The organism is Pseudomonas sp. FFPRI_1, from assembly GCF_055384485.1.
The window spans coordinates 1,102,585-1,122,500 of sequence record NZ_AP029168.1 but is presented as its reverse complement, the minus strand read 5'-3'; the positions used below and the strand labels follow the sequence as shown (position 1 = coordinate 1,122,500).

The window sequence follows — 19,916 nt, the reverse complement described above, 5'->3', positions numbered from 1 at the left end:
CAGGCACAGGCAGCGGCACGTTGACGCCAACCATGCCCACTTCGATCTCGTCACAGAACAGACGAGCCGCTTCACCGTCACGGGTAAAGATGCAGGTGCCGTTGCCATACTCGTGATCGTTGATCAGTTGCATGGCCTCTTCCAGGCTGTTGACCCGTACGATGCACAGTACCGGGCCAAAGATCTCTTCCTTATAGATGCGCATCTCTGGAGTGACGCGATCGAACAGGCAGCCGCCCAGGAAGAAGCCGTCTTCGTGACCGGCCACGCTCAGGCCACGACCATCCACCACCAACTGCGCACCGGCAGCAACGCCGTCCTCTACATAACCACTGACTTTGTCGCGAGCCTGGGCAGTCACCAGCGGCCCCATGTCCAGACCGCAGGAAGTACCAGCGCCAATCTTCAACGCCTTGATCTGTGGCACCAACTTGGCCACCAGGGCGTCAGCGACCTGATCGCCCACGCACACCGCTACCGAGATCGCCATGCAACGCTCGCCGCAAGAGCCGTAAGCAGCCCCCATCAACGCACTGACGGCGTTATCCAGATCGGCATCGGGCATCAGCACCGCGTGGTTCTTCGCTCCGCCCAGTGCCTGGATACGCTTGCCACGCTTGGTGCCTTCGGCATAGATGTACTCGGCAATCGGGGTCGAACCCACAAAGCTCAGAGCCTTGACTTCCGGTGCCTCGATCAGCGCGTCCACCGCAGTCTTGTCACCGTGCACCACGTTCAGCACGCCCTTGGGCAAACCGGCTTCCTGCAACAACTGAGCAATCAGCAAGGTCGAACTTGGGTCGCGCTCGGACGGTTTGAGGATGAAGCAGTTGCCGCAGACGATCGCCAGCGGATACATCCACAACGGCACCATGGCCGGGAAGTTGAACGGGGTGATACCCGCGACTACACCCAGCGGCTGGAAGTCGGACCAGGCGTCAATGTTCGGGCCCACGTTACGGCTGTACTCACCCTTGAGGATTTCCGGTGCGGCGCAGGCGTACTCGACGTTCTCGATACCGCGCTTCAATTCACCAGCAGCGTCTTCCAGGGTCTTGCCGTGCTCTTCGCTGATCAGTTTGGCAATACGGGCTTCGTTCTGCTCCAGCAGTTGCTTGAAGCGGAACATCACCTGGGCGCGCTTGGCCGGTGGCGTATTGCGCCAGGCGGGGAATGCCGATTTGGCCGAGTCGATGGCTTGCTGGATGGTTTCACGGCTGGCCAGCGGCACTTTATGAATCGCCTGACCGGTAGATGGATTGAAGACGTCAGCACTGCGGCCGCTGTCGCTTACCAGCTCACCGTGGATCAGGTGTTGAATCAGACTCATGCGGGAACTCCTGAAAGAGGGAAGGCACAGGCGCGAACCACTTCGCGCCTGCCGCTATATATAAGAAGGATCGAATCAGTCGAGCTTGTTCAGCACTTCGCCAACGGCATCGAACAGGCGGTCGAGGTCCTGCGGCTTGCTGTTGAAGGTTGGGCCGAACTGCAGGGTGTCACCGCCGAAGCGCACATAGAAGCCGGCTTTCCACAGAGCCATGCCCGCCTCGAACGGACGCACGATGGCATCGCCATCACGGGGGGCAATCTGGATCGCGCCGGCCAGGCCATAGTTACGGATGTCGATCACGTTCTTCGAACCCTTGATGCCATGCAGCGCATTCTCGAAGTGCGGAGCGACCTCAGCCACACTCTGTACCAGGTTTTCCTTCTGCAGCAGATCCAGTGCCGCCAGGCCCGCCGCACAAGCAACTGGGTGCGCCGAGTAGGTGTAGCCGTGGGGGAATTCCACCGCGTACTCAGGGGTCGCCTGGTTCATGAAGGTCTGATAGATCTCGGAGCTGGCAATCACCGCCCCCATGGGGATCGCACCGTTGGTGACCTGCTTGGCCACACACATCAGGTCCGGGGTCACGCCAAAACTGTCGGCACCGAACATCGCACCGGTACGACCGAAACCGGTGATCACTTCATCGAACACCAGCAGGATGCTGTGCTGGTCGCAGATTTCGCGCAGGCGCTTGAGGTAGCCCTGCGGCGGCACCAGTACGCCGGCGGAGCCTGCCAGAGGCTCGACGAACACCGCGGCGATATTCGAAGCGTCATGCAGCTCGATCAGTTTCAGCAGTTCATCGGCCAGGGCGATACCACCCTGCTCCGGCATGCCGCGGGAATAGGCGTTGCTGGCCAGCAAGGTATGAGGCAGATGATCGACATCCATCATTGCCTGACCGAACAGCTTGCGATTGCCATTGACGCCACCCAGGCTGGTGCCGGCGATGTTCACCCCGTGGTAGCCACGGGCGCGGCCGATCATCTTGGTCTTGGTCGACTGGCCTTTCAGGCGCCAGTAGGCGCGCACCATTTTCACCGCCGTATCGGCGCACTCGGAGCCGGAGTCAGTGAAGAACACATGATTCAGGTTGCCCGGGGTCAGGTCGGTGATCTTTTCTGCCAGTTGGAAGGACAGAGGGTGGCCGTACTGGAAGCCCGGGGAGTAGTCCAGGGTGCCCAGTTGCTTGGCGACCGCTTCCTGGATTTCCTTGCGCGAGTGACCGGCACCGCAGGTCCACAGACCAGACAGGGAGTCATAGATCTTGCGGCCCTTGTCGTCCACCAGCCAGCTGCCTTCGGCGCCGACGATCAGGCGCGGGTCGCGCTGGAAGTTGCGGTTGGCGGTGTAGGGCATCCAGTGGGCATCAAGCTTGAGCTGGCTGGCCAGGGACTGTGGGGCGGTTTCCGGCATGTTCATGAGCAAAACCTCGCAAGGCAATGAAGCGGCGTAGGAAAAACAGTGTTGTTGCAGCTAAGTTGCCACGGCTATAAAGTCGGTGAAATCCAACTTTAATAACCTTCAGTCTGGCACCCACTAAACTATGAGCAGCCGTCGAGCCGACCCGCTGGCACAAGTCAGCGACTTTGATATCCGCTTGCTGCGGATCTTTCGCAGCGTGGTGGAGTGCGGTGGTTTCTCTGCTGCTGAAACTGTGCTCGGAATTGGCCGCTCGGCCATCAGTCAGCAGATGAGCGATCTTGAGCAACGGGTCGGCCTGCGCCTGTGCCAACGCGGACGTGCCGGTTTCTCCCTGACTGAAGAGGGCCGCGAGGTCTACCAGTCGACCCTGCAACTGCTCAGCGCCCTGGAAAGCTTTCGCACCGAGGTCAATGGCCTGCATCGCCATCTGCGGGGCGAGTTGATCATCGGCCTCACCGACAACCTGGTGACCCTGCCCCACATGCGCATCACCCACGCCCTGGCCCAGCTCAAGGAGCGCGGGCCGGACGTGCAGATCCAGATCCGCATGATCGCCCCCAACGAAGTCGAGCAAGGGGTGCTCGACGGCCGCCTGCACGTCGGCGTGGTGCCCCAGGCCAGCGCCCTCTCCGGCCTGGAATACCAGCCGCTGTACGACGAGCGCTCACTGCTGTATTGCGCCGTGGGCCATCCGCTGTTTTACGTGGATGACAAGCAACTGGACGATCAGCGCCTCAACGACCAGGACGCCATTGCCCCGACCTTTCGCCTGCCAGCGGAGATCCAGGCCCACTACCAGGCGCTGAACTGCACCGCCAGCGCGTCCGACCGCGAAGGCATGGCCTTTCTAATTCTTACCGGGCGCTACATCGGCTACCTGCCGGACCACTACGCCAGCCTCTGGGTACAGCAAGGCCGGCTGCGAGCGCTCAAGCCTCGGTCGCGCTTCTATGACCTGAGCCTGTCATCGGTCACGCGCAAGGGCCGGCGCCCTCATTTGGTGCTGGAAAGCTTCCTGGAAAGCCTCGCGGCAACACGCTAGCAAACGACCAAGTCGCGTCTTCCTTCTCGGGTTGACGCAAATCCGTTCCTGGAAAGCGACACCTTGAAGGTCCTTTGAGGCTTTTGTGGCGCCAAGGCTTGTCTGATCAACCTGGGTGCGCTATCAACGCACAGGTTGCACCCACAGACTTGCTCGGAAACCTCCATGACCTTTGAAGTCCCCGCCCACAGCGCCCCTCACCCCGGAAAACCGGCCAGCCGAATCCGCCAGAAAAACGAGGAGGCCATTATCCAGGCCGCCGAGGACGAGTTCGCCCGTCACGGCTTCAAAGGCACCAGCATGAACACCATCGCGCAGAAGGCCGGCCTGCCCAAAGCCAACCTGCACTACTACTTCACCAACAAGCTCGGGCTCTATGTCGCGGTGCTGAGCAACATCCTCGAACTGTGGGACAGTACCTTCAACACCCTGACAGCCGAGGACGATCCGGCCGAGGCCTTGACCCGCTACATTCGCGCCAAGATGGAGTTCTCCCGTCGCCAGCCCCAGGCGTCACGGATCTTCGCCATGGAAATCATCAGCGGCGGCGAGTGCCTCAGCGAGTACTTCAGCCAGGACTATCGCGCCTGGTTCCGGGGCCGGGCCGATGTCTTCCAGGCCTGGATCGACGCCGGCAAGATGGACCCGGTGGATCCGGTGCACCTGATCTTCCTGCTGTGGGGCAGCACCCAGCACTACGCCGACTTCGCCACCCAGATCTGCCGCGTCACCGGGCGTAGCCGCCTGACCAAGCAAGACATCGAAAACGCCGCCAACAACCTGATCCGCATCATCCTCAAAGGCTGCGGCCTGACCCCAGCCTCTTAAAAAGACCGACACGCATGCCCTTTACCCTGGCCGGCCTTTGCGAATACCGCGAAGAGATTCGCAAAAGCCGCTTCATCACCTTCGCCGCGCCCATCAGCAGCGCCGCCGAGGCCCAAGCCTTCATCCAGCAGCACAGCGACCTCAACGCCTCCCACAACTGCTGGGCGTGGAAGCTCGCCGACCAGTACCGCAGCAACGACGATGGCGAACCCGGCGGCACCGCCGGACGCCCGATCCTGGCGGCGATCGAAGCCCAGGACTGCGACCAGGTAGCGGTGCTGGTGATCCGTTGGTACGGCGGCATCCAACTGGGCACCGGCGGCCTGGCCCGGGCCTATGGCGGCGGTGCCAACAAATGCCTGCAAGGCGCCGAACGCGTCGCCCTGATCAACCGCGTGCCGCTGCGCTGTGCCTGCGCCTTCAGTGAACTGGCATTGGTCAAGCTGCGCATCGCCGAACTGGGCGGGTTGCTGGTGGAGGAAGAATTCACCGCCAACGGCGTGGAGTTGCAACTGGCACTCGGTGAAGCGCAGATCGACACCCTGCAACAGCAATTGGCTGACCTGAGCCGCGGACGCATTCTCTTGCAGCGCTGAGTGCACCAACCCGGCACCACGCCCTTGTGCATAACCGGCCAATGCCTCTCGCACTTGCCCACATCTACTGTGCACCCGGCTGTGGATAACCTGAGCACACAGCGCTGTAACCCTTCTGTCACGTGGCTTTGCGGGCTTTGTACATTTTTTGTTCAATGACCTGTCCACAAGTTTTTTTGCAACCTAAAACAGCAGGTTAGGTCGCTTTATCGCGCTTGGACTTCAAGTGCAGAGCGCTTATAGCCATGCCACGGGCTTGCACACAAATACTGTGGAGCAAGCTGTGGATAACCCGTGCAAGGCTGCCCCAGCCACTGACTGCACAGGGCCTGCAGGCAACTGATCGTTTTTTGTTCAACAGTCCTCGAACAAAAACAGAGCCATTTCAACCACTTTGCCCCGAAGTGGTGCCCTGCTTCGCTCGTCTGCGCCGCCCAAGGTTCAAGCCTTGGGCCTTTGACCGGCTTTCCTGACCCCCTGGCCAGGAAATTGCTTTATCCACAGGCACAACTCCAAGCCCCCGAGCCTGCCATGCCAAATACCGCCGAGCCCATCGGGCAAACACCGCGCCTGCAACTGCGCCAGATCAGCAAGCGCTACCCCGGCTGCCTGGCCAACGATGCCATCGATCTGTGCATCGCCCCCGGTGAAATCCAGGCCTTGCTCGGCGAGAACGGCGCCGGCAAGAGCACCCTGATGAAAATCATCTACGGCGTGACCCAGGCCGACTCGGGGGAGCTGATCTGGCAGGGCCGGCGCCAGGTCATGAACAGCCCGGCCCAGGCCCGCAGCCTGGGCATCGGCATGGTGTTCCAGCACTTCTCGCTGTTCGAGACCCTCAGCGTGGCGCAGAACATCGCCCTGGCCATGGGCGCGGCAGCCGGCCCCCCGAGACAGCTGGAAGAGCGGATCCGCGAGGTATCCCAGCGCTATGGCATGGCCCTGGAACCCCGGCGGCTGGTGCACGGTTTGTCCATTGGCGAACGCCAGCGGGTGGAGATCGTGCGCTGCCTGATGCAGGACATCCGCCTGCTGATCCTCGACGAACCCACTTCGGTGCTCACGCCCCTGGAGGCCGATGAGCTGTTCATCACCCTGCGTCGGCTGGCCGACGAAGGCTGCAGCATCCTGTTCATCAGCCACAAGCTCGCCGAAGTCCGCGCGCTGTGCCACAGCGCTACGGTACTGCGTGCTGGCCGAGTGGCGGGGTATTGCCGCCCGGCCGAATGCACGGACCGGGAGTTGGCGCGGCTGATGGTGGGCGACGCTGCCAGCCAGGACGCCAATTACACAAAGGCCAGCGGCACCCGGGAGTTTTTGCAGATCACCGATTTGAACTGGCACAACCCCGATCCCTTCGGCTGCTCTCTGCAGGGCATCAACCTGCAGGTGCGCAGTGGGGAAATCGTCGGTATCGCCGGGGTCGCCGGCAATGGCCAGGACGAACTGCTGGCCCTGCTCAGCGGCGAGCAGCGCCTGCCCGGCAATCAGGCCAAACGCATCTGTTTTGCCGACCAGGCCGTGGGCCACCTTCCCCCCGATACCCGACGCGGGCAAGGCCTGGCCTTCGTTCCCGCCGAACGCCTGGGACACGGCGCTGTGCCGGAACTGAGCCTGGAAGACAATGCCCTGCTCACCGCCTTCCAGCAGGGGCTGGTGCGCAACGGGCTGATCCAAAGGCACAAAGTGCGGGCCCTGGCCGAGCAGATCATCCAGCGTTTTGGAGTGAAGACCGTCGATGCCCAGAGCCCGGCTCGCAGCCTGTCTGGCGGCAACCTGCAAAAGTTCATCCTTGGCCGCGAGATCCTCCAGCAACCCCGTCTGCTGATTGCCGCGCACCCGACCTGGGGCGTGGATGTCGGCGCGGCGGCCAGCATTCACCAGGCCTTGATTGCCCTGCGTGATGCCGGCACCGCGATCCTGGTGATCTCCGAGGACCTGGATGAACTGTTCCAGATCAGCGACCGCCTCGGCGCCCTGTGCAGTGGCCGCCTCTCGGCCTTGAAAGCCTGTGCCGACACGTCCTTGATCGAGGTCGGCGGCTGGATGGCCGGCCACTTCGAAGCCTGCCCATCCCCCACCGCCCTGCCGGTCTAACGGAGTCGTCCATGCTGCTTTCACTCGAACCCCGCGGCCGCCAATCGCGCCTGATGCTCTGGTGCTCACCGCTGCTGGCCGCACTGCTGACCCTGGGTTGCGGCGCACTGCTGTTCATGGCCCTGGGGCACGCCCCGCTGCTGACCTTGCACACCTTGCTGATCGCTCCGATCAGCGACCTCTACGGTCTCTCGGAACTGCTGGTCAAGACGTTGCCGATCCTGCTCTGCGCCCTGGGCCTGGCCGTGGCCTACCGAGCACGCATCTGGAACATCGGCGCCGAAGGTCAACTGCTGCTCGGCGCCCTGGCCGGCAGCGCCTTGGCGGTCAACCTCATCGACCTGCAAAGCCGCTGGGCACTGGTCCTTATCCTGTTCGCCGGCACCCTCGCAGGGGCCGCCTGGGCCGGGCTCACGGCCTGGCTGCGCACGCGCTTCAACGCCAATGAAATCCTCACCAGCATCATGCTCAATTACATCGCCTTGAACCTGCTGCTGTATTGCGTCCACGGCCCGCTGAAGGATCCGGCGGGGTTCAACTTCCCCGAGTCGGCGATGTTCGGCGATGCCAGCCGCCTGCCGTTGTTGATGGAGGATGGGCGGGTACACGCCGGGGTGTATTTCGCCTTGCTGGCGCTGGTGGCGGTCTGGGTGCTGCTGCAGAAAAGCTTCGTCGGTTTCCAGATCAAGGTGCTTGGCCTGGATTCGCGAGCCGCCGCTTTCGTCGGCTTTCGCCAGCAGCGCCTGATCTGGTTGGCGCTGCTGATCAGCGGCGCACTGGCAGGCCTGGCGGGGGTCTGCGAAGTCACCGGGCCGATCGGTCAACTGGTGCCGCAGGTCTCGCCCGGCTACGGCTATGCGGCGATCACCGTGGCCTTTCTCGGGCGCCTGAATCCCATTGGCATCGTGTTCGCCAGCCTGTTGATGGCGCTGCTCTACATCGGCGGTGAAAGTGCGCAGATGAGCCTCAACCTGCCCCAGGCCATCACCCAGTTGTTCCAGGGAATGATGCTGTTCTTCCTCCTCGCCAGTGATGTGCTGATCCTCTACCGGCCGCGCCTGAACTTGCGCTGGACCCGCCGCGCCGCCCCTGCCACCGCTACCGTCGGAGCCCTGTGATGGACATCGATCTGCTGAGCAATATCCTCTATGCCATGGTCCGTTGCGGCACGCCGCTGTTGTTGGTGGCCCTGGGGGAACTGATCTGCGAAAAGAGCGGCGTGCTCAACCTGGGCCAGGAGGGCATGATGCTGTTCGGTGCGGTGATCGGTTTCATCGTCGCCCTCAACAGCGGTCAGCTGTGGCTCGGCGTGCTGCTGGCCATGGTCGCGGGGATGCTGTTATCGGCACTGTTCGCCCTGGTGGCGCTGGTGTTCAACGCCAACCAGGTGGCCACCGGTCTGGCCCTGACCATCTTCGGCGTGGGCCTGTCGAGCTTTGTCGGCGCAGCCTGGGTCGGCAAGCCGCTGGCGGGATTCGAGCCGGTGGCCGTTCCCTGGCTGAGTCAGATCCCGCTGATCGGCCCCATGCTATTCGCCCAGGACCTGCTGGTGTACCTGTCCTTTGCCTTGTTCGCCCTGGTGGCCTGGGTCATTCTCGGCAGCCGGATCGGCCTGATCATCCAGGCCGTCGGCGAAAACCCCGACGCCGCCAGCGCCATGGGCCTGCCCGTGCTGCGGGTGCGAACCCTGGCGGTGCTGTTCGGCGGTGCCATGGCCGGGCTGGCGGGGGGCTACCTGTCCCTGGCCTACACGCCAATGTGGGCCGAGAACATGAGCGCCGGCCGTGGCTGGATCGCCCTGGCCCTGGTGGTATTCGCCAGCTGGCGGGTGTGGCGCCTGCTGCTCGGGGCCTACCTGTTCGGCCTGGCGAGCATCCTCCATCTGGTGGCCCAGGGCCTGGGCCTGGCGATCCCGTCCAACCTGCTGGCGATGCTGCCCTATGTCGCCACCATTGGCGTGCTGGTGCTGCTGTCCCGGGATGGATTGCGCACCCGCCTGTATGCACCGGTCTCCCTGGGACAGCCCTGGCGTGCCGGGCACTGAGCGGCAGCAACGGATAGCCGCCGCGTAGCCCGCTTAGGCCGCGCTCGCCGCGAGTGCGGCTGGCCGCCGGATCGGCCACAGTTGGGCCACGCACCAGGCCAGTTCAAAGAACAGGATCACCCCGATCAATGCCGTGGCGCCGTGTGCCAGGGCGTAGATCTGCCAGGTGGCAAACAGAATGCGCCCCACCGCGTCATAGTGACCGAACGCCACCTGCGGATCGCGGATGCGCAGCACCGACCATACGCAGACAATCGAGCCCATCAGGTTGGCCATCAACAGGTGCATGGGCTCGAACGGCGGCAGGCTGCCCGGCAAGTCGAAAGCCAGGGCGGTGTTCTGCATCAACCCGTGCAGCGCCAGGAAGGTCCAGGGCGTGACAAAGGCCAGGGTCACCAGCAAGTCATACCAGCCACTGGCCCGTACCAGCTTTCGATACTGTTCAATCGTCCACATCGTTGTCGCTCCATCGATTCAAGGAGCGCGCAGGCTAAAGCCTGGAGTATGCTCCAGGGTCAAGCCCTTTCGAGACCCCGTCATGCGCATTGGAGAACTGTCCGAAGCCTGCGCCGTCAGCCGTGACACGTTGCGCTTCTATGAGCAGCGCGGGTTGATCGCCTCCCAGCGCAGTGCCAATGGCTATCGCCACTACCCGGCGGAAATGGTCCAACTGGTGCTCTACATCAAGACCGCGCAACGCCTGGGCTTCAGCCTTGGGGAGATCGGCAGCAGCGTCGGTGCCCTGTGGCACAGTGCCGAACCGGACCTGGCCGTGACCCAACTGCTGCAAGACAAACTGACCCTGATCGAAACCCGTATCAACGAACTGGGCCTGTTGCGCCAGGAACTGCAACAACGCCTGGGGCAAGCCTGCCCATTGAATCCGTGATCCTCACTTATCAAGGAACCTCATCATGTCCATGGCAAAAAACGCACTGATCATCGGCGCCTCCCGAGGCCTGGGCCTGGGCCTGGTCCAGCGCCTGCTGGAAGATGGCTGGCAGGTCACCGCCACCGTGCGCAACCCGCACAAGGCCGAGGCGCTGCAAGCTTTGGGCAAGGTCCAGATCGAACAGCTGGATATGGACGACCAGCAAGCTGTGATCGCCCTGAGCCAGAAGCTCAAGGGCCAGGTATTCGACCTGCTGTTCGTCAACGCCGGAGTCAAGGGCCCGGACAACCAGCTCCCCGGCCACGCGACCCTGGCCGAAGTCGGCCAGCTGTTCTTCACCAACGCCGTGGCGCCGATCAACCTGGCCCAGCGTTTTATCGGGCAGATCCGCGCCGACAGCGGCGTGCTGGCATTCATGAGCTCGGTACTGGGCAGCGTGACCATACCGGACGCGCCGGAGCTGGCCCTGTACAAGGCCAGCAAGGCCGCGCTGAACTCCATGACCAACAGTTTCGTGAACCAGCTCGAGCAGAAGCTCACCGTGCTCTCGCTGCACCCGGGCTGGGTGAAGACCGACATGGGTGGCGAAAACGCGGAAATCGATGTGCAGACCAGCACCCGTGGCCTGATCGCCCAGGTCAACGCCTACACCGGCAAGGGCGGTCATCACTTCGTCAACTACAAGGGTGAAACCATCCCCTGGTAAGCCCGTCCCCTGTGCAACGGCTGTCCCGGGCAGCCCTTGCACAGGCCAGCGGAGGCTCTGGAACGGGGGGGCAAAATGCAAGTTTTGTCCCCCGGCACATCTTTCGCTAGACTGCGCACCTCGCCCCCAAGGCGACCCTGGATCAGCAGACAGGGCATCACTGAGCTGGCTAACCTGAACCCACTTTCAGAGGAGCCGGCAACCATGCCTGCGACCCGTACCTGGTTAAAAAATCCCCTGGCCATCTTCACCGGCAATGCCCTCGACGCCCGCGGCGGCCTGGTGCTGCAAGACGGCCTGATCGTTGAGGTGCTCGGCCTCGGCCAGCAACCTGCGAGCCCTTGCCAACACACCTTCGACGCCCGCGAACACGTGCTGCTACCGGGGCTGATCAATACCCACCATCACTTCTACCAGACCCTGACCCGCGCCTGGGGCCCGGTGGTCAACCAGCCGCTGTTTCCCTGGCTGAAAACCCTGTACCCGGTCTGGGCCCGGCTGACCCCGGAGAAACTCGCCCTCGCGACCAAAGTGGCGCTGGCCGAACTGCTGCTCTCCGGTTGTACCACCGCCGCCGACCATCACTATCTGTTCCCGGATGGCCTGGAAAACGCCATCGACGTGCAAGTTGAAAGCGTGCGTGAACTGGGCATGCGCGCCATGCTCACCCGCGGTTCGATGAGCCTTGGCGAAAAGGACGGCGGCCTGCCACCGCAACAGACCGTGCAGGAGGGCCAGGTGATTCTCGACGACAGTCAGCGCCTGATTCACGCCTACCACGAGCGCGGCGACGGCGCGCAGATCCAGATCGCGCTGGCACCCTGCTCGCCGTTCTCGGTGACCCCGGAAATCATGGCGGCCAGCGCCGAGCTGGCGAACCAGCTCGATGTGCGCCTGCACACCCACCTCGCCGAGACCCTGGATGAAGAAGACTTCTGCCTGCAGCGTTTCGGCCTGCGCACCGTGGATTACCTGGACAGCGTCGGCTGGCTCGGCCCGCGTACCTGGCTGGCCCACGGCATCCACTTCAATCCGGACGAAATCACCCGCCTCGGCCAGGCCGGCACCGGCATCTGCCATTGCCCGAGCTCGAACATGCGCCTGGCGTCCGGCATCTGCCCCAGTATCGAGCTGACCGATGCGGGAGCACTGTTGGGCCTGGGCGTGGACGGCTCGGCGTCCAATGATGCGTCGAACATGATCCTCGAAGCGCGCCAGGCGCTGTACATCCAACGCCTGCGCTACGGCGCCGAAAAGATCACCCCGGAGCGTGTGCTGGGCTGGGCGACCCGAGGCTCGGCGAGCCTGTTGGGCCGCACCGACATCGGCGAACTGGCGGTGGGCAAGCAGGCGGACCTGGCGTTGTTCAAGCTCGATGAACTGCGTTTCTCGGGCAGCCATGATCCGGTTTCGGCGCTGCTGCTGTGCGGTGCGGATCGGGCGGACCGGGTCATGATCGGCGGGAAGTGGCGGGTGATCGACGGGCAGGTCGAAGGGCTGGACCTGAAAAACCTGATCGCCGATCACAGCCAGGCAGCCCGGCAATTGATCGCCGGCACCTGATCTTTGCCGCCGATGGCGAGGGAGCGGGTCCCTCGCCGTCTTTGAGCACAATCAGCTTGAGGAAACATGTTAATTTCCCGCGCTCAAACGAGCCGTTACAGGGACATTACGTGAAACCAAGGCACGGACTGGCGCTCTGCGTCGCGCTGCTGATTTCGGGCTGCGGGAAACAGGAGGTTGCGGGCCCCGCCAGCACAGTACTGTCACCGGGAAAAGTTGCGGAAATTGCTTCGACCATCAACCACAAATACCCGGACCTTTCGCTGCAAGTTCGCGATGCCGTGCTGACCACGGTCGTGCGCTCGCTGGACAACATGGTGCTGATCGAAGGTGGCGAATTCCAGATGGGCGACTTCGGCTGGCCCCGAGGCTTCGACCCACAGGCCTTGTGCCAATGGCCCTGTGGCGTGGCCCCGGAAGAAATGGAGCGGATCAGCCTCGACGTCGATGACGACTTCGTTCACCCGGTCAAATTGAGCAGCTATTACCTGTCCTCGCTGCAAACCACTTTGGGCGATTTCGACCTGTTCTTTCTCGCGCAAGGCAAGCCGCCGTTCGACGCGAAACTGCGCGAGCGCGCCGACATGCAGCATCTCTACCAGGCAAACCTGCCCGCCCCGGCTTCACGAGACTGGCAAGAAGCCAAGGATTACTGCGGCTGGCTGGCGGACCTCAGCGGTTATCCCGTGGATCTTCCAACCGAAGCCCAGTGGGAATACGCGGCTCGCAACCGGGGCCAGCCGGTCATGTTTGCCACCGACAATGGCAATCTGGATTACGGCCGCAACTTTCCGGCGCCTGACGACAACCAAACATTCGCCGTGGACCGGTTTGTGCCTAATCCGCTGGGGCTCTACAACCTCACCGGCAATGCCAGTGAATGGGTCAACGATTGGTACGATAAACACTACTATCGCGAATCCCCCGTGGAGAACCCGCAAGGGCCTGAAACAGGTATTTATCGGGCGCAACGGGGCGCCAACAACGAGAATGCCAACGACCCGACCTTTTCGCCTTCGGCCAGTACCGTGCGTCGTTGGCGTTGGGGGGCACTAGCGGCCTGGAATGCCCCCGGTGTGAGCTTTCGCTGCGCCATCCAGTCGGCGCAAGCGCTTTAAAGGCCCAGCAGCGACAGCATGATGAAGGTCGCAAACAGCACGAAGTGGGTCATGCCCTCGATGGCATTGGTCTCACCGTCATTGAGGTTGATCGCGCTGACGATCAGGGTGATGAACACCATCACCGTCTGCACCGGGGTCATGGCCATCTGAAACGGCTGGCCGGTGTACAGGGCCATGGCCTCCATCACCGGCACCGTGAGGATCACCGTCGACAAGGACGCCCCCAGGGCCACGTTGACCACCGACTGCATGCGGTTGGCCAGGGCGGCGCGCAAGGCGGTCAGAATTTCCGGCGCGGCGGAAATTGCCGCCACCAGGATCGCCGTGATCACCGGCGGCGCGCCCGTGCCTTCCAGGCCCAGGTCCAGGGTCTTGGACATCACCTCGGCCAGGGCTCCGATCACCACCACGCCGAACACCAGGATGCCGATGCTCCAGGCCAGGTTGACGGCGTGGGGCTGCTCCTGGGCCTCTTTATTGCGGCGCTTTTCCGGGTAGCTGTAGCTGAAGAAGTAGCTGTGGGGCCCGACCTGCATCCGCAGGAACAAGGTGTAGAGCACCACCATCGCACCGATGGTGAAGGCCGAGTACACCTTCCAGTCAGATTCGGGAATGAACTCCGGTACCACCATGGAAACCCCCATGGCGGTCAGGATCATCACGCTGTAGGTACGCGCCGAGTCATCGTTGTAGGGCTGCTCGCCATGCTTGATGCCGCCCATCAGCGCCGCCAGGCCGAGGATGCCGTTGATGTCCAGCATCACCGCCGAATAGATGGTGTCGCGCACCAGGGTCGGCGAGGCTTCGTTGTTCATCATGATGGCCAGGATCACCACCTCCACCAGCACCGCGGCCAGGGTCAGGATCATGGTGCCGTAGGGGTCGCCGACCTTTTCCGCCAGCAGTTCGGCGTGGTGGGCAACGCGCATCGAGGCGATGACGATAAAACCGATCAGCACCAGCCCGGCGGCCAGGGCAATGCCTTGGCCGCTGCCCAGCAGCAGGTGTTCCAGGGGATAGGCGGCCACGGCGGCCAGCAGCGCAAGCAGCAACAGCCGTTCTTGCTTGAGAGAAGTAAGCATTGCAGTCCTTTGGCGGAAATAAAAAACGAGCACAGGAGATGAGTTGAAGACTGCGTCGAGTCACTAATGTTTCGTTACATCTTAGTGCACCAGTCTCAGGCGCCACGCACCGGGTTGGTTCCTGAAAAGCGCTGCGCCGGCAAGCCGGCTCCTACACCCGAGCCTGTAGGAGCTGGCTTGCCAGCGAAAAGCGCGCGCCAAACCCCCATAGAAACCGCCTCGCCAGCGCAGCCCCCCGCGTTGTTGTCCTGTTGGTCAGCTATTTGCATTGCCCTGCAGCGCTTGCCGCCCCAGCCAACCCCCACAACAAGATGGAGCTTCAATTCATGCATACACGCCCGTTGTACAAGCTGCTCTGCGCCCTGCTCGCCGCCACCGGCCTGAGTGCCAGCCTTGCCGCCAGCGCCGCCGATCCGCTGAAGGTCGGCTTCGTCTACATCGGCCCCATCGGCGACCACGGCTGGACCTATCAGCATGAACAGGGGCGCAAGGCGCTGATGGAGAAATTCGGCGAGCAGATCACCACCAACTATGTGGAGAACGTCGCCGAGGGCGCCGATGCCGAGCGGGTGATCCGCAACATGGCCAAGGACAATTACGACCTGATCTTCACCACCTCCTTCGGCTACATGAACCCCACCCTCAAGGTCGCCAAGCAGTTCCCCAAGGTGACCTTCGAACACGCCACCGGCTACAAGCAGGACAAGAACCTCGGCACCTACCTGGCGCGCACTTATGAAGGCCGCTACGTCGGCGGCTTCCTCGCGGCGAAGATGACCAGGAGCAAGAAGATCGGCTACGTCGCCTCGTTCCCGATCCCGGAAGTGATCCGCGACATCAACGCCATCCAGCTGGCCCTGAACAAATACAACCCGGGCACCGAGATCAAGGTGGTGTGGGTCAACTCCTGGTTCGACCCGGGCAAGGAAGCCGACGCCGCCAACGCCCTGATCGACCAGGGCGCCGACGTGATCTTCCAGCACACCGACAGCCCGGCACCGATCCAGGCCGCGGAGCGGCGTGGCGTGTACGCCGTGGGCTATGCCTCGGACATGGCCCACTTCGGTCCCAAGGCAGTGCTGACCTCCATCGTCAACAACTGGGGGCCGCACTACATCCAGGCAGCCCAAGGCGTGATGGACCACACTTGGAAACCCCAGGACTACTGGGGCGGCTTGAAAGAAGGTACGGTCGAGCTACCCCTGAGCGACCTGCTGCCGGCCCAGGTGAAGAGCGAAGCCGAACAGATCATCGCCAGCATCAAGAACGGCGAGTTCCACCCGTTCACCGGCCCGATCAAGGATCAGGCCGGGGTCGAGAGGCTCGCCGCCGGGGTCAGTGCCAGCAATGCCGAACTGGCCGCGATGAATTACTACGTGCAAGGCATGCAGGCCGATATCCCCAAGTGACCTGTAGCCAACGCACAAGCTAGGGCGCGTGCGGACGAGCCGGTCCGAACGCCAGGCTCAAGAACAGCGCCTGCTTCGCACGCAATGCCGACCAGGCCGAGCCTTGCGTACGACAGCGGCGACCGACCGCCAACAGGATGGGAGCATTTTCATGAACCAACTGCCGATCATCGACATCAGCCCTCTGTACCAGGATCAGCAACCAGGCTGGGAACGTGTCGCCGGGGCCATCGACCAGGCCTGCCGCGAGTGGGGGTTCTTCTATATCAAGGGCCACCCGATCAGCCCGCAACGCATCGAGCATTTGCTCGACAGCGCCCGGCAGTTCTTTGCCCTGCCCAGCGCCGAAAAACTCAGGATCGACATTACCCAGACTCGCCATCATCGAGGCTACGGCGCCATCGCCACCGAGCAGCTCGACCCGCACCGGCCCAGCGATCTCAAGGAAACCTTCGATATGGGCCTGCACCTGCCGGCCGAGCATCCCGAGGTCCTCGCGGGCAAGCCCTTGCGCGGGCCCAACCGTCATCCCGATCTGCCCGGCTGGGAGGCATTGCTGGAGCAGCATTACCAGGACATGCAGGCCCTGGCCCAGACCCTGCTGCGAGCCATGACCCTGGCCCTGGGCATCGAGCGCGACTTCTTCGACCGCCGCTTCCAGGAGCCGGTCAGCGTACTGCGGATGATTCACTACCCGCCGCGCCACACGGCCAGCTCCGAAGAGCAGCAAGGGGCCGGGGCCCACACCGACTATGGCTGCATCACCCTGCTCTACCAGGACGCCGCCGGCGGCCTGCAGGTGCGCAACGTCCAGGGCCAGTGGATCGATGCACCGCCCATCGAAGGCAGCTTCGTGGTCAACCTGGGGGACATGATGGCGCGCTGGAGCAACGACCGTTATCTCTCGACTCCGCACCGGGTCATCAGCCCGCTGGGGGTCGATCGCTACTCGATGCCGTTCTTCGCCGAACCGCACCCGGACACCCGTATCGAGTGCCTGCCCGGCTGCCAGGACGCCGCGCACCCGGCCAAGTACCCGGTGACCACCTGCGCCGAGTTCCTGCTGTCGCGCTTCGCCGACACCTACGCCTATCGCCGAGAGCTGGAGCAGGCCTGATCGCGCCCTCGATCAGGTTTTACCGAACATTTGCGCCGCCGGCTGTAGAATGGCGGCTTTTTCGGGCCCGGTGAAATCCCGGCAAGATCCGCGAAACACGGCCAATCCGCCCGCAGAGGCGTATCGCCGGGACATCGCGCCACTCTCGCAGCCCCCGCCTGCACCTGATGAGACACCACCATGTATGACTGGCTGAATGCCTTGCCCAAGGCCGAATTGCACCTGCACCTGGAAGGCTCCCTGGAACCGGAACTGCTGTTCGCCCTGGCCGAGCGCAACAAGATCGCCCTGCCCTGGAGCGACGTCGAAACCCTGCGCAAGGCCTACGCCTTCAACAACCTGCAGGAGTTTCTCGACCTCTATTACCAGGGCGCCGACGTGCTGCGCACTTCCCAGGATTTCTACGACCTGACCTGGGCCTACCTGCTGCGCTGCAAAGCCCAGAACGTGATCCACACCGAACCTTTCTTCGACCCCCAGACCCACACCGACCGCGGCGTGCCCTTCGAAGTGGTGCTCAACGGCATCGCCAGCGCACTCAAGGACGGCGAACAGCAACTGGGCATCACCAGCGGCCTGATCCTCAGCTTCCTGCGCCACCTGAGCGAAGACGAAGCGCAGAAGACCCTCGACCAGGCCCTGCCATTTCGCGAGGCCTTTGTCGCCGTGGGCCTGGACAGCTCGGAAATGGGCCACCCGCCGAGCAAGTTCCAGCGCGTCTTCGATCGGGCCCGCAGCGAAGGCTTCCTCACCGTGGCCCACGCTGGCGAAGAAGGCCCGCCGGAGTACATCTGGGAAGCCCTCGACCTGCTGAAGATCCAGCGCATCGACCACGGCGTGCGCGCCTTCGAGGACGAGCGGCTGATGCAGCGGATCATCGACGAGCAGATCCCGCTGACCGTGTGCCCGCTGTCCAACACCAAGCTCTGCGTGTTCGACCACATGTCCCAGCACAACATCCTCGAGATGCTCGAGCGGGGAGTGAAGGTCACGGTCAACTCCGATGACCCGGCCTACTTCGGCGGCTACGTCACCGAGAACTTCGATGCCCTGCACACCCACCTGGGGATGACCCAGGACCAGGCCCGGCGCTTGGCGCAGAACAGCCTGGATGCACGGCTGGTCAAGCCGTAACGGCCTTCGCCGGCAAGCCGGCTCCTACAGGTTCGTGTAGGAGCCGGCTTGCCGGCGAACCTCAGTTTCCCGCCTCGCTCAACTCTTCCAGGGTCTTGCCCCGGGTTTCCATCCCGAACAGCCAGACCACCCCTGCGGCAATCACAAAGCACGCCGCCCCCAGGGCGAAGACTCCGCCCTGCCCGGTGATTGGAAAGACCAGCCCGGTCACCAGCGGCCCCAGCAGCGAACCGATGCGCCCCACCGCCGAAGCGAACCCCGAGCCCGTGGCCCGGGCCGAGGTCGGATACAGCTCCGGCGTATAGGTGTAAAGCACCGCCCACATGCCGAACAGGAAGAACTGCATCAGCAACCCGGTGCCGATCAGCAGGCTGACGTTGCCACCAAACACCGCGCTCTGCCCGTAGAAGAACGCCATGACGCCGCCGCCCAGCAAGGTGACGATGCACACCGGTTTGCGCCCCCAGCGCTCCACCAGCCAGGCGGCCATGAGAAACCCGGGAATCCCGCCCAGGGAAATCAGCACCGTGTAGTACACCGACTGGGTCACCGCAAAACCGGATTGCTGCAGCAAGGCGCTGAGCCAGGAAGTCAGCCCGTAGAACCCCAGCAGGGCAAAGAACCACAGACTCCAGATCATCAAGGTGCGCTGGCGATACAGCGGCGACCAGATCTGCCTGAGGGCCGAAAAGAAATGCCCCGGCGCACTCTCGATACGCGGCAGGCGGACCGGTTCGGGCAGTTCGGCGGTGCCCAGGGAGGCCCGTACCTTGTCCTCGATGCCCCGCAACACCTGATCCGCATCGGCGTGGCGTCCGGCCTGTTCCAGCCAGCGCGGCGACTCGGGAATGAAGAAGCGGATCACCAGCACGAACACCGCCGGGATCGCCAGGACCAGGAAGATGTCGCGCCAGCCAATCAGCGGCAGAAGGAAGTACGAGAGCACCCCGGCGGCGACGAAGCCCAAGGGCCAGAAGCCGTCCATCAAGGCGATATAGCGCCCGCGTCGCTGGGCCGGAATCATCTCCGAGAGCATCGACTGGGCGATGGGAAACTCCATGCCCATGCCGATTCCCAGCAGCACCCGGAACAGGGTCAGGCTGTCCACGCTCTGGGCGGTGGAGCACAGGTAGCTGGCCAGGCCCCAGAGCACGATGCTCCACTGGAACACCGGCTTGCGCCCGAAGCGGTCGGCGAGCATGCCCGACAGCGAGGCGCCCAGGACCATGCCGAAGAAACTCGAGCTGGCCAGCAGGCCGGCCTCGGCCGAGCTCAGGCCGAACTCGGTTTTGATCGAGCCGAGGAGGAAGGTCATCATCGCCAGGTCCATGGAGTCGAAGAAAAACGCCAGGGCGATGATGATGAAAATCACCCGGTGATAGCCGCTGATGGGTAGCCGTTCCAGGCGCTCTGCGGCGCTGTATCCCTGTATGCCCATGCCCGTTCCCCCGGTTGAATGCTTGACCGTTGGAGTGTGCGGGATCGAGGCCGGGGCTGATTGCCGAGGGCGACCTGTTCGCGTCCACC

General features: G+C 63.3%; 18 protein-coding genes (1 of these 18 running past the window's edge). 13 read left to right on the top strand and 5 right to left on the bottom strand.

Going from position 1 to position 19,916, the window contains the following annotated elements:
• Both ACZ5BO_RS04970 and aptA read right to left on the bottom strand, forming a co-directional pair.
• Positions 1-1,330, bottom strand: partial view of a CoA-acylating methylmalonate-semialdehyde dehydrogenase gene (locus tag ACZ5BO_RS04970; protein ID WP_025130628.1) — the 5' portion only. It extends 164 nt beyond the left edge of the window; the window shows 1,330 of its 1,494 coding nt (coding positions 1-1,330); it begins with the start codon at positions 1,328-1,330; the stop codon falls past the left edge of the window.
• Positions 1,331-1,405: 75 nt separating this feature from the next.
• A complete protein-coding gene (gene aptA, locus ACZ5BO_RS04965; protein WP_025130627.1) occupies positions 1,406-2,755 on the bottom strand; it encodes an omega-aminotransferase AptA in 1,350 nt (449 codons plus the stop codon).
• 124 nt (positions 2,756-2,879) lie between these two features.
• Between aptA and ACZ5BO_RS04960 the strand changes: the two genes are divergently transcribed.
• The 6 genes from ACZ5BO_RS04960 to ACZ5BO_RS04935 all read left to right on the top strand — a co-directional run bounded on the left by ACZ5BO_RS04960 (position 2,880) and on the right by ACZ5BO_RS04935 (position 9,365).
• Positions 2,880-3,800: a LysR family transcriptional regulator gene (locus ACZ5BO_RS04960; protein ID WP_025130626.1), complete on the top strand. Its 921-nt coding sequence runs from the start codon at positions 2,880-2,882 to the stop codon at positions 3,798-3,800.
• Positions 3,801-3,965: 165 nt separating this feature from the next.
• Positions 3,966-4,628 carry a TetR/AcrR family transcriptional regulator gene (locus ACZ5BO_RS04955; RefSeq protein WP_464698541.1) on the top strand — a complete coding sequence of 221 codons (663 nt, stop codon included), beginning with the start codon at positions 3,966-3,968 and terminating at the stop codon, positions 4,626-4,628.
• Between the two features lie 14 nt (positions 4,629-4,642).
• On the top strand, positions 4,643-5,224 hold the full coding sequence (locus ACZ5BO_RS04950) for an IMPACT family protein (protein ID WP_464698539.1): 582 nt from the start codon (positions 4,643-4,645) through the stop codon (positions 5,222-5,224).
• 531 nt (positions 5,225-5,755) lie between these two features.
• On the top strand, positions 5,756-7,321 hold the full coding sequence (locus tag ACZ5BO_RS04945; RefSeq protein ID WP_464698537.1) for an ABC transporter ATP-binding protein: 1,566 nt from the start codon (positions 5,756-5,758) through the stop codon (positions 7,319-7,321).
• A gap of 11 nt (positions 7,322-7,332) precedes the next feature.
• The gene (locus ACZ5BO_RS04940; RefSeq protein WP_464698535.1) at positions 7,333-8,439 is read left to right on the top strand and encodes an ABC transporter permease; all 1,107 of its coding nucleotides are present in this window, start codon (positions 7,333-7,335) and stop codon (positions 8,437-8,439) included.
• Positions 8,439-9,365, top strand: a complete 927-nt coding sequence (locus ACZ5BO_RS04935; protein WP_025130621.1) for an ABC transporter permease — start codon at positions 8,439-8,441, stop codon at positions 9,363-9,365. The genes ACZ5BO_RS04940 and ACZ5BO_RS04935 overlap by 1 nt, the downstream gene beginning before the upstream one ends.
• 33 nt (positions 9,366-9,398) lie before the next feature.
• On the opposite strand, the gene ACZ5BO_RS04930 is transcribed toward ACZ5BO_RS04935, so the two are convergent.
• Positions 9,399-9,821 (bottom strand): hypothetical protein, encoded by a 423-nt coding sequence (locus tag ACZ5BO_RS04930; protein ID WP_025130620.1) that lies wholly within the window; start codon positions 9,819-9,821, stop codon positions 9,399-9,401.
• 82 nt (positions 9,822-9,903) lie between these two features.
• Between ACZ5BO_RS04930 and ACZ5BO_RS04925 the strand changes: the two genes are divergently transcribed.
• The 4 genes from ACZ5BO_RS04925 to ACZ5BO_RS04910 all read left to right on the top strand — a co-directional run bounded on the left by ACZ5BO_RS04925 (position 9,904) and on the right by ACZ5BO_RS04910 (position 13,644).
• Positions 9,904-10,254 carry a MerR family transcriptional regulator gene (locus ACZ5BO_RS04925; RefSeq protein ID WP_025130619.1) on the top strand — a complete coding sequence of 117 codons (351 nt, stop codon included), beginning with the start codon at positions 9,904-9,906 and terminating at the stop codon, positions 10,252-10,254.
• Between the two features lie 25 nt (positions 10,255-10,279).
• Positions 10,280-10,963, top strand: coding sequence for an SDR family oxidoreductase (locus ACZ5BO_RS04920; RefSeq protein WP_025130618.1), 684 nt, complete (start codon positions 10,280-10,282; stop codon positions 10,961-10,963).
• A gap of 204 nt (positions 10,964-11,167) precedes the next feature.
• On the top strand, positions 11,168-12,526 hold the full coding sequence (locus ACZ5BO_RS04915; RefSeq protein ID WP_025130617.1) for an 8-oxoguanine deaminase: 1,359 nt from the start codon (positions 11,168-11,170) through the stop codon (positions 12,524-12,526).
• 110 nt (positions 12,527-12,636) lie between these two features.
• Entirely contained in the window at positions 12,637-13,644 is a 1,008-nt protein-coding gene (locus ACZ5BO_RS04910; RefSeq protein ID WP_464698531.1) for a formylglycine-generating enzyme family protein, read from the top strand.
• Here the strand turns inward: ACZ5BO_RS04910 and ACZ5BO_RS04905 are convergent.
• Positions 13,641-14,729: a calcium:cation antiporter gene (locus ACZ5BO_RS04905; protein WP_464698529.1), complete on the bottom strand. Its 1,089-nt coding sequence runs from the start codon at positions 14,727-14,729 to the stop codon at positions 13,641-13,643. The two genes, ACZ5BO_RS04910 and ACZ5BO_RS04905, sit on opposite strands and share 4 nt — an antisense overlap.
• Before the next feature lie 326 nt (positions 14,730-15,055).
• Between ACZ5BO_RS04905 and ACZ5BO_RS04900 the strand changes: the two genes are divergently transcribed.
• The 3 genes from ACZ5BO_RS04900 to ACZ5BO_RS04890 all read left to right on the top strand — a co-directional run bounded on the left by ACZ5BO_RS04900 (position 15,056) and on the right by ACZ5BO_RS04890 (position 18,389).
• On the top strand, positions 15,056-16,138 hold the full coding sequence (locus tag ACZ5BO_RS04900; RefSeq protein WP_464698527.1) for a BMP family ABC transporter substrate-binding protein: 1,083 nt from the start codon (positions 15,056-15,058) through the stop codon (positions 16,136-16,138).
• A gap of 151 nt (positions 16,139-16,289) precedes the next feature.
• A complete protein-coding gene (locus ACZ5BO_RS04895) occupies positions 16,290-17,255 on the top strand; it encodes a 2-oxoglutarate and iron-dependent oxygenase domain-containing protein (protein ID WP_464698525.1) in 966 nt (321 codons plus the stop codon).
• 180 nt (positions 17,256-17,435) lie between these two features.
• Positions 17,436-18,389 carry an adenosine deaminase gene (locus ACZ5BO_RS04890; RefSeq protein WP_025130612.1) on the top strand — a complete coding sequence of 318 codons (954 nt, stop codon included), beginning with the start codon at positions 17,436-17,438 and terminating at the stop codon, positions 18,387-18,389.
• 61 nt (positions 18,390-18,450) lie between these two features.
• Here ACZ5BO_RS04890 and ACZ5BO_RS04885 read toward each other — a convergent pair whose 3' ends face one another.
• Positions 18,451-19,827 (bottom strand): MFS transporter, encoded by a 1,377-nt coding sequence (locus ACZ5BO_RS04885; protein WP_025130611.1) that lies wholly within the window; start codon positions 19,825-19,827, stop codon positions 18,451-18,453.
• Positions 19,828-19,916: the final 89 nt, after the last annotated feature.

Excerpts from the sequence above, each read along its gene's own strand:
- aptA (WP_025130627.1), bottom strand. The coding sequence starts at position 2,755 with ATGAACATGCCGGAAACCGCCCCACAGTCCCTGGCCAGCCAGCTCAAG.
- ACZ5BO_RS04960 (WP_025130626.1), top strand. The coding sequence starts at position 2,880 with ATGAGCAGCCGTCGAGCCGACCCGCTGGCACAAGTCAGCGACTTTGAT.
- ACZ5BO_RS04955 (WP_464698541.1), top strand. The coding sequence starts at position 3,966 with ATGACCTTTGAAGTCCCCGCCCACAGCGCCCCTCACCCCGGAAAACCG.
- ACZ5BO_RS04950 (WP_464698539.1), top strand. The coding sequence starts at position 4,643 with ATGCCCTTTACCCTGGCCGGCCTTTGCGAATACCGCGAAGAGATTCGC.
- ACZ5BO_RS04945 (WP_464698537.1), top strand. The coding sequence starts at position 5,756 with ATGCCAAATACCGCCGAGCCCATCGGGCAAACACCGCGCCTGCAACTG.
- ACZ5BO_RS04940 (WP_464698535.1), top strand. The coding sequence starts at position 7,333 with ATGCTGCTTTCACTCGAACCCCGCGGCCGCCAATCGCGCCTGATGCTC.
- ACZ5BO_RS04935 (WP_025130621.1), top strand. The coding sequence starts at position 8,439 with ATGGACATCGATCTGCTGAGCAATATCCTCTATGCCATGGTCCGTTGC.
- ACZ5BO_RS04930 (WP_025130620.1), bottom strand. The coding sequence starts at position 9,821 with ATGTGGACGATTGAACAGTATCGAAAGCTGGTACGGGCCAGTGGCTGG.
- ACZ5BO_RS04925 (WP_025130619.1), top strand. The coding sequence starts at position 9,904 with ATGCGCATTGGAGAACTGTCCGAAGCCTGCGCCGTCAGCCGTGACACG.
- ACZ5BO_RS04920 (WP_025130618.1), top strand. The coding sequence starts at position 10,280 with ATGTCCATGGCAAAAAACGCACTGATCATCGGCGCCTCCCGAGGCCTG.
- ACZ5BO_RS04915 (WP_025130617.1), top strand. The coding sequence starts at position 11,168 with ATGCCTGCGACCCGTACCTGGTTAAAAAATCCCCTGGCCATCTTCACC.
- ACZ5BO_RS04905 (WP_464698529.1), bottom strand. The coding sequence starts at position 14,729 with ATGCTTACTTCTCTCAAGCAAGAACGGCTGTTGCTGCTTGCGCTGCTG.
- ACZ5BO_RS04900 (WP_464698527.1), top strand. The coding sequence starts at position 15,056 with ATGCATACACGCCCGTTGTACAAGCTGCTCTGCGCCCTGCTCGCCGCC.
- ACZ5BO_RS04895 (WP_464698525.1), top strand. The coding sequence starts at position 16,290 with ATGAACCAACTGCCGATCATCGACATCAGCCCTCTGTACCAGGATCAG.
- ACZ5BO_RS04890 (WP_025130612.1), top strand. The coding sequence starts at position 17,436 with ATGTATGACTGGCTGAATGCCTTGCCCAAGGCCGAATTGCACCTGCAC.
- ACZ5BO_RS04885 (WP_025130611.1), bottom strand. The coding sequence starts at position 19,827 with ATGGGCATACAGGGATACAGCGCCGCAGAGCGCCTGGAACGGCTACCC.